7 protein-coding genes are annotated in these 14,245 nt (G+C 42.0%); 5 read left to right on the forward strand and 2 right to left on the reverse strand.

The window, feature by feature from the left end; translation table 11 throughout:
- Positions 1–464: 464 nt before the first annotated feature.
- From H1A14_RS16095 to H1A14_RS16115, 5 genes are all read left to right on the forward strand, one after another.
- Positions 465–3,059 (forward strand): family 20 glycosylhydrolase, encoded by a 2,595-nt coding sequence (locus tag H1A14_RS16095; protein WP_194777304.1) that lies wholly within the window; start codon positions 465–467, stop codon positions 3,057–3,059.
- A 293-nt stretch (positions 3,060–3,352) separates the two neighbouring features.
- A complete protein-coding gene (locus H1A14_RS16100; RefSeq protein WP_194777305.1) occupies positions 3,353–4,549 on the forward strand; it encodes a carboxypeptidase-like regulatory domain-containing protein in 1,197 nt (398 codons plus the stop codon).
- Positions 4,550–4,880: 331 nt separating this feature from the next.
- Positions 4,881–5,903 (forward strand): ScyD/ScyE family protein, encoded by a 1,023-nt coding sequence (locus H1A14_RS16105; protein ID WP_194777306.1) that lies wholly within the window; start codon positions 4,881–4,883, stop codon positions 5,901–5,903.
- Positions 5,904–6,340: 437 nt separating this feature from the next.
- The gene (locus H1A14_RS16110; RefSeq protein WP_194777307.1) at positions 6,341–10,420 is read left to right on the forward strand and encodes a hybrid sensor histidine kinase/response regulator transcription factor; all 4,080 of its coding nucleotides are present in this window, start codon (positions 6,341–6,343) and stop codon (positions 10,418–10,420) included.
- Between the two features lie 167 nt (positions 10,421–10,587).
- Positions 10,588–11,328, forward strand: coding sequence for a porin family protein (locus H1A14_RS16115; protein WP_228527820.1), 741 nt, complete (start codon positions 10,588–10,590; stop codon positions 11,326–11,328).
- A 4-nt stretch (positions 11,329–11,332) separates the two neighbouring features.
- On the opposite strand, the gene H1A14_RS16120 is transcribed toward H1A14_RS16115, so the two are convergent.
- On the reverse strand, positions 11,333–12,067 hold the full coding sequence (locus H1A14_RS16120; RefSeq protein ID WP_194777308.1) for a sugar isomerase domain-containing protein: 735 nt from the start codon (positions 12,065–12,067) through the stop codon (positions 11,333–11,335).
- An 11-nt stretch (positions 12,068–12,078) separates the two neighbouring features.
- Complete coding sequence (locus H1A14_RS16125; protein WP_194777309.1) at positions 12,079–14,220, reverse strand: c-type cytochrome domain-containing protein; 2,142 nt, start codon at positions 14,218–14,220, stop codon at positions 12,079–12,081.
- Positions 14,221–14,245 lie beyond the last annotated feature (25 nt).

Genomic DNA, 14,245 nt, shown 5'->3' on the forward strand with positions numbered 1-14,245 from the left:
CCAAATCTTCCAAATCGATAGTTTAATGTTAAAATGGACGTAACATATGTCTGTCTTCGCTCTAATTTCCAAGGATTGTCTCTTGGTCAATAGAGGGATAGCTTTAAAACAAGTTATTATTTTCCGGTAAGGTTTAACATTTAAAATGTATGAACGCAATGAAGCCAGTAAAATGGTAATTCACAATAATACTCGCCAGGAAAATAAAATGTCCGTCACATCCCTGCCTGCCGACCGGAAGGCTTCCGACTTCATACTTCCGACCCGTTTGAAGTAAAATATTGGGTTACTGGCAAAGAAGTGGGTAACCATAATATTTGCCGTTATACTTCAAGTTTAGAGTAATTCAATTACCTTATTTTTGAACGGAATGGGTTATCCTTAGTTTTTTATGATCAAAGACCTTGTTCATCAGGGTTTTGTATTTGAAAATTATTAAATTATGGATCACTAGTAGGGTTTTTATGAAGCAATTACTCGTTTCCGCTTTTTTGGTCATTGTATTTTGGGCCTGTCAGCAAAATGGCCACATGCGTTTGGATGATCTTTCTTTGCATTGGGATTTACCAGAGGGAATTGATCTTCAGTCCTATTCCCATATCGGAGAATTTACCCTGACCAACTATTCAAATATGCCTCTCGAAGGAGATTGGACCATTTTTTTCAATAGCATGTTCATTCCTCCTGACCTTGAGATGCTCAGTGAAGGAGCGATAATTGTCCATTTACAGGGGGATTATTTGAAAATTTCCCCGAATGAGGATTACCAAAACATACAGCCCGGAGAAAGCCTTTCCATACGCTACAAAGCCTCTGCCCCTATGATCAAAAATGCGCATGTTCCAGAGGCCGTTTACTGGGTGTGGGAAAAAGATCTGTCAAATGGAATTCCTTTTAAAAATTATTCTACCTTCCAAATCACTTTGGATGCTTTGGCCCAGGCCGCTACAGGTTCCTCACTTCCTATTCCAACAGCAGAATTTATCTATCAGGAAAACGAAAACAATAAGTTACTCCCTGAAAATGAAATTCCCCCTTTCTTACCAAGTCCAAAGGAATGGGCATGGGGTGAAGGAATTTTGGAATTGAATGCCCCTCTGATCATTTCCTATGATGAATCTTTTCAAAAGGAGGCGGCCTTCCTTGGTAAACAACTCAAAGCCCTGTTTACCGAGGATATTTATTTTGTGAAAGAAAGTAATGGTAACAAGGCCAACATTACCTTGTCGAAGACCCTAGGTCCTATGGGTTTAGAAAGTTATGCTTTGAATGTAGATCCAGATGAAGGTATTCTGATTGAGGCAAACCACAGTAAGGGTATATTTTATGGAATACAATCCTTGTTGGCTTTGTTTCCTGAGGAGGTCCATCAAAAGCCAAAAGAAAAAGTAAAAATTCCAGCTATTCAGATCAAAGACGAACCTTTTTTTGCCTATAGGGGCCTGTTTCTCGATATAGCCCGCAATTTTCAGGATAAAGAAGCCATACTAAAGTTACTTGACCTGATGGCTTTTTACAAGTTGAATGTATTTCATTTTAACCTGGCCAATGATGAAGGCTGGAGGATTGAGATTCCCGGTTTACAAGAACTGATATCGGTGGGTAGCCAAAGGGGCCATGCTGCTGATGAAGACAAAAACCTGTGGCCTTATTATGGATCTGGCCCAAATCTCAATTTACCACCTGGCGCAGGATTTTTGTTCAGGAATGAGCTGATCGAAATTCTCCGTTATGCTCATGAAAGGCACATTGAGGTGATTCCTGAAATCGGGGGGCCGGCTCATTTTAGAGCGGCCATTCAATCCATGCGCCACCGTTACAATGAAAAAATGAAATCTGGAGACCCAACTGGGGCAATGGAATACTTGCTGGATGACCTTGATGATAAGTCGGAGTACCTCTCTGCCCAGAATTTCTCTGGGAATACACTTTGTGTCTGTCAGGAATCCACATATAAGTTCTATGAAAAAGTGATAGATGAGATCAGTTCCATGTACAGAGAGGCACAAGTTCCCCTGTCTACTTTCCATACCGGCGGAGATGAAGTGCCCCATGGCGTTTGGTCTGATTCTCCCATTTGTAAAGATTTTATTGAAAGTAAAGAGGGAGTCAGCGAGGTCGGAGATTTATCAACCTATTTTATAGAGCGGATAAGTGCAATTTTAGAAAATAGAGGCATCCAAATGGCAGGATGGGAAGAGGTAGGACAAGTACGGGAAACGGAGGACAATCACGGGGACACGAAAGTCAATCCGGATTTTTCGAATAAAGGTTTTCGACTGTATGCATGGAATTCTGTTCCCGGTTGGGGTGGAGAGGACATGGCCTATCGTTTGGCGAACGCCGGTTATGAGGTGATTGTCTGCAATTCTTCCAACATCTACTTTGATCTTGCCTATGACATGGATCCGGATGAACCTGGACATGTCTGGTCCGGTTTGGTGGATATGAAGCGATCATGGAGAACAGTCGCTTACAATCATTTTTTATCCAACGAAAGAGACATGTATGGCAACTCCTTGGACCCGGAAGCGCTTGCCAGAGAAAAAGTAGGCCTTACGACAGAAGGCCGCCAAAACATCAAAGGAATACAGGGTCAGCTTTGGACAGAAACCGTTAAAGGGCAGGAGTCCATGGAGTATTACCTGTTGCCTAAAATGCTTGGTTTGGTGGAGAGGGCTTGGTCAGGAGATGCTGCCTGGTCACAAATCCCGACTGCAGATGATCGCGAAACAGCTTTTCGGGCAGAATGGAATCAGTTTGCCAACGCAGTAGGTCAGCGTGAATTGCCCCGTCTACAATGGCTCCATGGAGGCTATCATTTCCGCCTTCCAAAACCAGGTGCCATCATCAAAAATGGTTTTCTCCATGCCAATGTGGAAACTCCGGGCCTGGAAATAAGGTACACCACAGATGGCAAAGAGCCCGGTCCTCAATCCAAGTTGTACACTGAACCAGTGGCGGTCACAGGAGAGATCCGCTTAAAAGCGTTTGTTCCCAATGGGAGATCAGGTAATGAGATGGTGCTTTTTCCCAAAAACCAGTTGCCTTTGAAATAGAAATAGAGTGATCTGATTTTCTTTAGAAGGGGGGACTAGGGGACTTAGAGATTTAGGGACTTAGAGACTTAGGGACTTAGAGACTTAGAGACTTAGGGATTTAGGGACTTAGAGACTAAGGGACTTAGGGATTTAGGGGATGGGGAGATGTAGGGTATCGGCAATAGTCGGTCTTGTCTATATGTTCTATATTGGGCTTGATAGTTCTATTTCCATAAACTCATTGGTCTTCAGTTCAATGGACTAAGTGTAATTTAATTTTGTCGTTTTGATGGACAACGTTAATTTTAAGGATGATCATTCGAAATCGCGCTTTTCTGACTTTTTTATTCTTTTTATTTACCTGCTGTGTATCCGGACAGGTTTTGAAGGGAGTGGTTTTGGATGATGACACCGGAGAACCTGTTCCATATTCTACGATTTTTCTCAATAATACCACTTTTGGGGTAAGTGCAGATGTCGAAGGCAATTTTTCGCTGAAAATTCCTAAGGGTAATTATGAAGTTGTGGTTAGAAATTTAGGATATGAATTGGTGGTGATAAACATCCGTACTGAAGAATTGAAACCCTTTTATGAAATCCGATTGATTTCAGATACAAGACAGCTGAGTGAAATCAAAGTAGATGGAGAAAGGGATGCGTTGTGGTATAGAAATCTCGAAATTTTCAAAGCCTTGTTTTTGGGTACGAGTGAGAATGGGAGAAAATGTAAAATTTTAAATCCTGAGGTACTGGTTTTGGATTCTGAGTCAAAAGCGGGCACATTGAGTGCCAAAGCAATGGATGTTTTGAAGATTTCCAATCCCAAATTAGGCTACGAAATCGATTATATCCTCATATGTTTTAAAATTGATAGCATTAGCAATGAGGTGTATTTTCAAGGGTATCCATCCTATAAAAATTTTGCAAAATATGAATCCAAACTTCCGAGGAGAATCATAAAAAGCCGTGAGCAAGCATATAGGGGAAGTATTCATCATTTTCTCAAAAGTATATTTTATGACAAAGATGAGGAGGAGGGATATCTCATCAGGCAGGTAAAAAGGGTTCCAAACCCTGAAAGGCCAAGTGATGAACTAATCATCGATGCCAAAAGGAAGTTTAGCCAAGCCAGCAATTCCGTGGAGAAAGATTCTTTATATCAAAATTATATTAGTAGAGAACATTTGCCCGAAATCATTTCAGTGGGAGATACCACATTTTCTAATGGAAGCGTCTTCACTATGAAAAATCAAGATGATAAATTGATGCTCCGATTTGAGGATTACCTTGAAGTAACCTATACAGAAGAGAAAATGCAATTGGCCTATTATGGACTTACCTCTGCTTTCTATCCTAAGGCCCAGACCAGCCTGCTCAAAATGACTGTTCCCTACACCATTATAAATCATCAAGGGCTTACTGAAAATCCTTTTGACATTTTTTTACAAGGATATATGGGCTGGGAAAAAATGGGCGATGCCCTGCCTTTAGATTACAATATGGATTGATGGTTTTCAATCCATCTGTCAAGTAACAATTTAAGCTACCTGTCAACTTTACAGGCATAATACCAATAGCATCTCATAAAAAGATCCGAAAGCAGGATTTGCGAAATGGGATAAAAATGGTAAAACCAATGACGTAAGAGGTTACGATTTAAGATGTTACAGAATAGCCAATTTTTGATTAAAGCTTAGCTACAAAAGTAATTTTATAACCTGCCAACTTACTTTTGATTACAGATTTACCAGTTAAGGTTACAATTTTCATAGCCCCTAGGTATCCTCCTTGCCTAAATTTACCCATCACAATTCTTTCACAATCTTAAATTATAAAACCATGAAAACATCTTCTCTTTTCTCGATGGGTATTCTCTTACTTTGCCTGATGCTGACTTCCTGTATCAAAGAACCTCCGGTATTGGTACCCTCCATTGACACGCAGGAATTTGCCAGCGGATTGAAGGCACCGATTGGTATGGACATGGACCATAAAAAGTGGCTATGGGTAGCTGAGGCTGGTACAGGTAATGACGACAGTCAATTGTCTGTCTTTCTCCCCAATGGCAATAAATTTGTAGCCATACAGAATTTTCCTTCTGAATTTAGGGCAGCGGAAGGCATTTCAGTTGGTCTTAACCACGTGCTGATTCAAGGCAACACCATTTGGATGCTTCATGACAAAGGGTTTTTGTTCAAAGCAGATATCAATGGCTTTGCTCCCGGCAGAGCTACGATAGACTGGAGTCATTTGCAAAAGGAGGACATAGCTACTTTTGTGGTGGATTACGATTTCGAAGATGATACCAACATGTCCAATCCCTACAACATGGCTTTTGGTCCCAATGGACATCTATACATTACTGACGCCGGTGCCAATGCCATCATCAAAAGAGATCCAAGCGGACATTTGAGTGTCTTTGCCACACTTCCAAGAACCCAAAACCCCTTACCCGTAGGACCACCCTTTGTAGAGGCGGTACCCACAGGTATCGTATTTGACGGTCAAAAGTTTTTGGTTACCGGCCTCCTGGGTTTTCCATTTCCCGAAGGTAGGGCCAAGATTTTTGCCATAGACTTGAACGGTGTAGTCAGTGAGTATAAGGATGGTTTAAGCAGTTTGACAGATATCGAAAAGGTCTCCGCGGATAAGTATGTGATTACTGAATTTGCCCGGTTTGCCTTAGGCGCAGGATGGACATCCAATACCGGAAGATTGCTTCAAATCAATCAAGGTCAGGAAACCACGTTGCTGGATTTGATTGATACACCTACCTCCGTTGTCAGTGCAGGTAGCGGGGTCTATTTTGTCAATAGCTTTAAGCAGGGAAAGGTAACCATGGTGGTGACCAAAGGCTATTAGAGGAACTTACACAAGATTAAAGTTGGGATCCCTATGACATTTTGTTATGGGGATCTTTTATCGCACTATGAATTACTTCAGGCTTGAAGGGTCATACTTTAGGAGGTTAGATACTGATATTTAGACGGTTAAGGTAAATTGATTCGAGGTGTGGTAGGTAATTCCCTGAGAAATTTCTACCTTGATTGCGAGGTGGTAGATCCTGTAAAGTACCACACTTGCCAATATAAGGTGGACGACTGAGTAATGCGTTTTAAGAGGATTTTATCCAAGTTTATTTTTTTTGCTTCAGATGTCAATTAGCGCCAATGCGTTTGAGAAATAAATTTCTTTTCTAATAACCTGCTACAATACCATGAAATCGAGCATGACACACGGATGGACAATGCATTCTCATGCGAGATTCCATATGACCGCCAAAAGACAATAATAAACCTATGAAGTTCACTACAAAAATTGGTCTGGGGTTTAGTTTTTGGATTGCATTTTCCTGGTATGGAAATACCCAATCCATTCAGCCTTTTTTCGAAAATATGGCAGGGCAAAGAGGACTGCCAAAAAATGTGACTCTAAGTATTCTTCAGGATAAAGAAGGATTTGTTTGGTTTGGCACCAAAGAGGGTTTGTTTCGTTTTGATGGCTTTCAGGCAGTGGTTTTTCAACATGATCCCTCAGACGCAGAAAATACCCTCCCTTCCAATGTCGTTTTTCACATGCATGAAGACCAAAATGGGAGACTATGGCTGGGTTCACCAATAGGCTTGATCCATATGGATAAAGTCACAGGTAAGGGTACACTTTATCAACCTGCCCAAGATGAACTTAACGTGCTCAATATCATCAAAACGATCTCAGAAGACAGTAAGGGTAACCTATGGTTGGGTACCGAGGGTGGAATAGCAAGATTTGATCCTATTGAAAAAGCTTTTGAAGTGTTTGGCATGGAAAAAGACTCCCGCTTTCCATTGGTCGTTTTGGATGAAAACGATATGATATGGGGTATAAAGGACGGAGTATTGTATCAATTCCATCCAAAAAACCACGAATTCACCTCATATCCAATATATGGAAAAGATAATACCTTATTAACAGCTTCAGCCCTGACCCTGGACCTGGCAGGTGGAATTTTTATCACAACGTACGGAGAAGGGCTTTACCATATGGAAGTTGATAAGCCTGGTTTGTATGAAAAGGTTTTTTTGGAAAAAGAGCCATTTTCAGGCACTTATAGCATCTATAAAAGCGGAGAATTTCTTTGGATTTCAACAGGTGAGGGTTTACAAATGGTTGATTTGGCCAATGGTAGCATCGCGGATTTTGTACCGGATGCAAACAGTCCTGGCAGCCTAGGTACAGGTTCAATCCTTACCACTTATCTGGATAGGGCTGGCAACTTGTGGGTAGGAACTTTGTATGGGGTAAATAAGGCAATATTAGAACCAAATCCCTTCCAAACTTTTCAGCTTAACCCAGCCCCAGCCTCGTTTATTCGAAAAGAAAATCAAATTTATCAGATCTTGGAAGACCAGAAGGGAGTATTGTGGCTGGCGGTAGATGATCTGGGTATTTGTAAGTTTGATAGAAAAACAGGGGCCTACCAAATCATTCCTCTTGACCCGGTAAACCCTAAGGCCACTTATCCCGGATATGGATTTCCCATGGTGGAAGATCAGCAAGGAAGGTTATGGGCTGGTACCATCGTCGAAAAAGCCTTGTTTCTATGGGAAGAGGAGAAGGGGCAGTTCAGAAGATTTGACTGTGAAATCAGTCCTACCAACCTGGCCGCTGCACCCAATGGGCACATTTGGATGGGTAGCAACAGCAAAGGGCTGGCTTCTTTTGATCCGGTCAAAGAATCTTTTACGTATTACAGTCCTTCCTCAGAGCCTGATGGTTTCCCTTTTAAAACCAGAATCTTTGACTTGATTGCCAATAAGTCTGGTTCAATATGGATCGTGTCAGCCGCCATGGGCGTGATAAAACTGGAACCTCAATCCAGCAAGTTTTCATCATACAACATGTTTGAAAAATCCCCCCAATTCAGGATTAATGACATTGCCCCACTTTGTATTCTTGAAGACAGCAAGGGTATGATTTGGCTGGGAACTACGCAGGGAGGGCTCACTTCTATCAACGCGTCCACTGGAGAAATTACCTCATTTACAGTCAAAGAAGGTCTGGGAAGCAACAGAGTCACAAGCATTGAGGAGGATGAATTTGGGCAGCTCTGGCTTGGTACCAATAAAGGATTAACCCGTTTCGATCCAATTAGCAAAGAAGTGAGGAATTTTGGCAAAAGTGAAGGAGTTTCGGTAGAATATTTTCTGGAAAACAGTTCCTATGCAAAAAAGGGAAAGATGTTCTTCGGTACGCCCCAGGGATTCCTGACATTTGATCCAGCCGCTATTCAAGATAGAGAATTGGATTTGCCCATTTTTATCACACAAGTCCAATCACAAGGGAAAATATTGCCACAAATTGATTCCATGATTGAGTTGCCATATGATCAAAATTTTGTTTCCTTCGACTTCACGGCCATTAATTTTCAGTCCCCTGATAAAACACATTTTGCCTATCAACTGGAAGGAGTGGATCCGGATTGGGTATACAGTGGAGACAGGCGGTTTGTCAGTTATGCTCAGTTAAGGCCAGGAAATTATACTTTCAGGGTAAAAGCTTCGCTGGATAACTTAATTTGGAAAGAGCAAATGGCCTTGTTCTCTTTCAAAATTCTACCCCCATGGTGGGAGACCTGGTGGGCTTATTTGATTTATACCGTGTTTGCTTTCAGTTTGCTGTTTGGGTTAAGGTTTTTTATCAAAAGAAGGGAAGCACTTAAACACGAACTTGCCCTAAAAGCACTGGAAACTGAAAAAATGCAAGAAATCGATCATTTGAAATCACGGTTTTTTGCGAACATTTCCCATGAATTCAGAACCCCATTGACCCTTATTTTGGGACCTCTCGAAACCATTATCCCAACAAGTATCGGCAGACAAAGGCAGATTTTTGAAATGATGAGCCGTAATGCCCGTCGCCTCCAACATTTGATCAACCAATTGCTGGACTTATCAAAACTTGAAGCCGGTAGTATGAAAATAGAGGCCAATCCTGCGGCCATCACTTCATTTCTTAAGGTATTGATCTTGTCTTTTTCTTCCTTGGCGGAGCGGAGAGAGATCAAATATGTGATGAGGTATCCCTCTGAAAACCCTATCGTCTACTACGATGCCGATAAAGTCGAGAAAATCATCACCAATTTGATTTCCAATGCCTTCAAGTTTTCAGATAAAGGTGGTCAGGTTACAGTGATGGTCAAATTCCTCTCTTATGATAAAATTCAGCCACCAAAATGGATGACGGATTTTGAACCCACTGAGACGATAAAAATGCTAGAATTAAAGGTGATGGATGAAGGGACAGGGATTCCTGCAGATCAACTCAAGCGGATTTTCGATAGATTTTATCAAGTGGATGATTTTTCAACCAAAGGAAAAGGTGGAAGTGGCATCGGTTTGTCTATGGTAAGAGAACTGGTGGAATTGTATGAGGGGGAAATCCGTGTGAATAGCAGCTTGGGAGAGGGGACAACCTTTTGGGTAAGGCTTCCCATGCCTATGCTCGGACAGGAAGAACTGGCGGTTGTCGAACCAGATACAAGAAAGGATCACCTAAGAAATTTGCCTTATTTGGATTTAGAAGAGGAGAACATAGGGATAAAAGGGCAATTCCTCCTGAAAGACAATCATTTACCATTGATTTTGTTGGTGGAGGATAATCGAGATATTCGTTTGTATATCAAAGAAGCGCTACAAAACCAATATCAAGTGATAGAAGCGGTGGATGGTGAAGAGGGATTGGAACTTGCTATGGAAACCATTCCTGACCTTATCTTGAGTGATGTGATGATGGATAGAATGGATGGGGTATCGATGTGTAAAAGACTAAAAAACGACGAGAAAACGGCCCATATTCCGCTTATTCTGCTGACAGCCAAAGCATCCGGAGACCATAAAATCCAAGGTTTGGAATCCGGTGCTGATGATTATGTCATCAAACCTTTTGAGGCCAATGAACTACTGGTCCGCATCAAGAACCTGATCCAAAACCGTAAAAAAATGAGGGAACATTTCAGCAGAGAAATCCTGCTTCAACCTGCAGGAATACCCATCAGTTCTGTGGATGAAAAGTTCCTTCAAAAAATAATGTTGGCTTTGGAAACAAACATGGATAATCCGCTTTTTGGTGTGGAAGATTTGGGAAAGGAAGCCAACATGAGTAGAATGCAGTTGCACCGAAAGCTCAAAGCCATTACGGATTACAGTCCAGGGGAATTCATCAAGATTTTCCGATTAAAAAGGTCCGCAGAATTGCTTTCCAAAGGGGCCGGGAATGTTTCGGAAGTAGCCATGATGGTGGGTTTTCAGGATCCTTCTTATTTTACCAAATGCTTCCAAAAACAATTCGGTATGAGCCCGACAGCCTACTTAAACAACATGGCCAACCAAGAAAAATAAACTCATCAACTTTATAACACGTCACATTGGTCCTCCTTAAGAAAGTGCTGGAGGGAATTCTAAAGTCCAATGAACTAATTTTTTTATTTAGCCTCCAAAATATTTCATGGTTGTTTTTTAGTGTTGATAATTAATCATACTTTTGATATATAAAATCTGAAATATTTATGAAAAGTACAATTTTTATTATTTTGTTTATGTTTTTTGGTCAAGCAGTCTTTGCGCAATGGAGCTTGGATCTGGAAACTGGATTGGGATTTCCAGGTTACAATGAGGTGAGAATCCCCAATCAAGGTGGCACAAACTTTGATTTTAATCGGGATTTTGAGGCAAGAGGGGCAGTAGTTCCTCTCAGGATTAGGCCAGGGTATACTTTTGGCAAAAACCATGTGTTTGGACTTTTTGCTCCTCTAGGGATCTATTATGAAGGCAACGCCCCTTTCCCCATCCAATTTCAACAAACGCAGTTTGAAGAAGGAGCTGAAATCGCGGGATTTTATAAATTCAATAGCTATAGATTGACTTATCGGAGGGATTTGGTGCTCACTGACAGATGGACACTTGGCTTGGGTTTTACTGCCAAGATAAGGGATGCAACTGTAAGACTGACATCCGGTGATCAGACAGACCGTAAAGATGATGTAGGCTTTGTGCCTTTGGTTCATATCTTTGCTGCCTACCACATGAATGGTTGGAGTGCGTTTGTGGAAGGAGATGGCTTGGCTGGGGGTCCGGGGAGGGCATTTGATTTTTTAATTGGAGCAAAAGCTCCGATTTCTGAAAAAGTCAGTATAAAGGCTGGGTATAGGATCTTGGAAGGCGGGGCAAATGTGGACGAGGTGTATAATTTTACCCTTATCAATTTTGCTTCAGTTGGATTGATCTGGGTTTTGGGGGACAGGAAGTAAAATTTCACAATCCTTTCACCAAACCCTTGTATTTTTTGATCAAAGCTTCATTGTGGGCTTCTCCCTCATCCGCATTGGAGCTGCTGAAAATTTCCGGACTGATTCCCTTTTTTACTAAATTTTCAGCGGCTTGAACCATGATGCTCTGTAAGATGACGGTGCCTATCACAGTAGATGTGGCGCCTACCTTAAAATCAATTCCCTCAAGTTGCACACAAGCATCTCCGATGTCTCCAAAATTGTCAAAGTAAATGTCCGAAACCTCATGAAGTTTTTTTCCTGAGGGATGTCTGGAATCCACGGAAGCGCTGTGGTTCAGGTTGGTGATCACAATGATTTTGGCTCCCTTTTCTTTGGCGATCAAGGCCATGTCTATGCTGACTGTATTGCGGCCGGAATTGGAGGAAATGATGAAACAATCTTTTTCATTGATATTAAAAATGTGGAGGAGTTTGGCCGCATACCCTTCTTTTCGCTCCACTTCAGTACTTTTAGAAGCATCTACATGTAACATTAGGGCATCATCCAAAATGGGAATGACTCTTGCAAATCCTCCAGCACGGTAGAAAATTTCTTCGGCAAACATGTGGGAGTGGCCCGTGCCGCTGCTGTAAATAAAACCTTCCTTTTCTAAGGTTTCAGCTACCCATTGGGCAGCTTGCATGATTTTTTCACTTTGCGTTTTGATTAAGCTCAGCTTTTCTTCGATTTTTTTTTGATAGATCTGATGGGCTTCCATGGGTAAGGAGATTAATTGATGATGATTTCATCCACAAACACCCAGCCTTTGTCATTCGGTGACTGATGCCACTGGGGAAGTTTTTGGAGGGGATAAAGTGATAGTTTGATTCCTGAAATTTTTTTAGGATCGTTCAAATCAAGATTTATCTGATCCAATCGGGGTTCTGAAAAATTTTTGGGCATGGTAGGATTAAATTCCAGCGACTTTTCCCATTCTCCTTCTTCCTGCTTGATCCACTGAATGACTTTTACCGGAGGAAAAATGTGAGACTGTTCATGGAGTAAAAGACTGACCGTGACGGAATTGATGACTTTAGGTTCGTCAAAATGCATTTCCAGGACAAACGGATTGTCCTGAAAACCAAGCCATTTACCTGAACTGAAATTCAGATCTCCCTTTTCTTGGTCAAACAAGGTTTCCGCTCCCCGGCCTTTGTACTTGTCATGTGGAGGAAAGTCTAGTGAAAAACTGTCTGGACTATGGGCTGCCTTCAGAAAGATGGCTTTGGTTACACCACTGCCTATCCAGCCCGGAGCAAATGCCCTGGCTTGGAGCTGGGTATTTTCGGTGATCGTGATCGGACCCTCATAGACCAGATGATTGCTGCTGTCAGGAATGCTCCCATCCAAGGTATAAAATAGGCTTGCGCTTCCGATGGGATGTTTGATGCTGACCGTCTGTGCGGTAGAGAAAATGGGTTTGTCAAAAACCAAAGATGGGGGATTGAGAGCATAAGTCTCTCCCTCATCCATAAAGCCTAAATCTATCAATATCTCAGGTCTTGCAAGCTGCAAGGCACTTACATCACTTTCCTCAAAGCCGGTTTTCCAAAGGTATAGTTTTTCCAAAGCAGGGAAGGATTCCAGCAATTCCAGAACTTCCGCTTCCAAAGTATTTCCAACAAGTGAGAGTGACTTGAGGTTTTTCAGAGGTTGGAGTAACCTTAAATCTTTGGAATTGACCCCCGTAAAATTCATTTGAAGTTTTTCAAGCTGATCGAATTCTGCCAGCTGTTGAAGGTCCGCCTCTGCAAGGGGTATTTGGTTGAGATTAACAGAAACTATTTGCCCAGCAATTTCACTTAGATCCTGTAAATGGCTTGTTTGGTATTGGTCTCTACCAAAAAACCGGACAGATAAAGCCGGGGATCCTGGATAAAGAGGCTCAACCCTCCGGTAAAAATTATTCAGTTTTCGTATCGTTCCGGGATCAGCAGCCGAAAAACCATAACCTTTTTCAGTATTGAATTTCAGGCTGGCCAGTTGAAAAATGGCTTCCTCTTCCGGATAGTCCAAAACCTTTTTGTCAAAATCTACCCCTGAAATGATCCACGCTTCGATAAGGTTTTTTTCTTCCTCAGTAAGCTGGATTTTCCCTTTTGGGGGCATGTGTTCTTCCTCTTCCAAAGGAAGATGAATTCTTTTGAGCATCAGACTTTGTTGGGGATTTTCCGGATCAAAAAGCGGCCCTGATTCTCCTCCGGCCAACATGTGGCTGATTTGATCCATGCGCAGTTCGCCCTTCTTTTTGGTGGCTTTATGGCAGCTGATGCACTTTTGTTCGAGTATGGGCTGTATGACATGATCGAAAGCCACCGCCTCCTCCAGACTGACTTTGATCGGTTCGTTTTTTTTCAGAGGTTCGGTCAAAAAAGACTCTCCATGCGTAATCGAAGCCCCAAGATGTCCTGTTATAGTCACCAAGAGTAAACTGGCCAACGCCGGGATCAGGACCAAACCTTTCTTTTCCTTAACAAAAACCACATACCAAAGCGAAGCCATCCAGAAGACCCCCAATCCAGTCCACTTGTGGTAAGCAATCTCCTCAGGCCCATATCCTGGTTCCTGGGACAAGATCAACCCGGCCAGTGCAGTAATACCAGTCAGAAGGCAACTGATTAATAAAAGCCATCTGACAAGGTTTCTATGGGTTTCCGGGGGATCAATCAGGTTTGGAAATAGCTGTAGCAATCCTGTCAATAGCAAAAGGACGATGGGAAAATGGAGGATCAGGGGGTGCATCCTACCCAGCACTTGAAACCATGCTGGCAGAACCAACAGACTTTCACCCAGCAACAGGACCAGAATGAAAAAATGGGAAGCAAATAGCAGATTTTCGAGTAGTCGGATCAGCGAACTGGTTTTATTCATAGGAAATTCTTTCTTCATCCAGCCT

Source organism: Pararhodonellum marinum (genome assembly GCF_015354735.1).
GTDB classification, from domain to species: Bacteria; Bacteroidota; Bacteroidia; order Cytophagales; family Cyclobacteriaceae; genus Pararhodonellum; species Pararhodonellum marinum.

Excerpts from the sequence above, each read along its gene's own strand:
- H1A14_RS16125 (WP_194777309.1), bottom strand. The coding sequence starts at position 14,220 with ATGAATAAAACCAGTTCGCTGATCCGACTACTCGAAAATCTGCTATTT.
- H1A14_RS16105 (WP_194777306.1), top strand. The coding sequence starts at position 4,881 with ATGAAAACATCTTCTCTTTTCTCGATGGGTATTCTCTTACTTTGCCTG.
- H1A14_RS16120 (WP_194777308.1), bottom strand. The coding sequence starts at position 12,067 with ATGGAAGCCCATCAGATCTATCAAAAAAAAATCGAAGAAAAGCTGAGC.
- H1A14_RS16115 (WP_228527820.1), top strand. The coding sequence starts at position 10,588 with ATGAAAAGTACAATTTTTATTATTTTGTTTATGTTTTTTGGTCAAGCA.
- H1A14_RS16095 (WP_194777304.1), top strand. The coding sequence starts at position 465 with ATGAAGCAATTACTCGTTTCCGCTTTTTTGGTCATTGTATTTTGGGCC.
- H1A14_RS16110 (WP_194777307.1), top strand. The coding sequence starts at position 6,341 with ATGAAGTTCACTACAAAAATTGGTCTGGGGTTTAGTTTTTGGATTGCA.
- H1A14_RS16100 (WP_194777305.1), top strand. The coding sequence starts at position 3,353 with ATGATCATTCGAAATCGCGCTTTTCTGACTTTTTTATTCTTTTTATTT.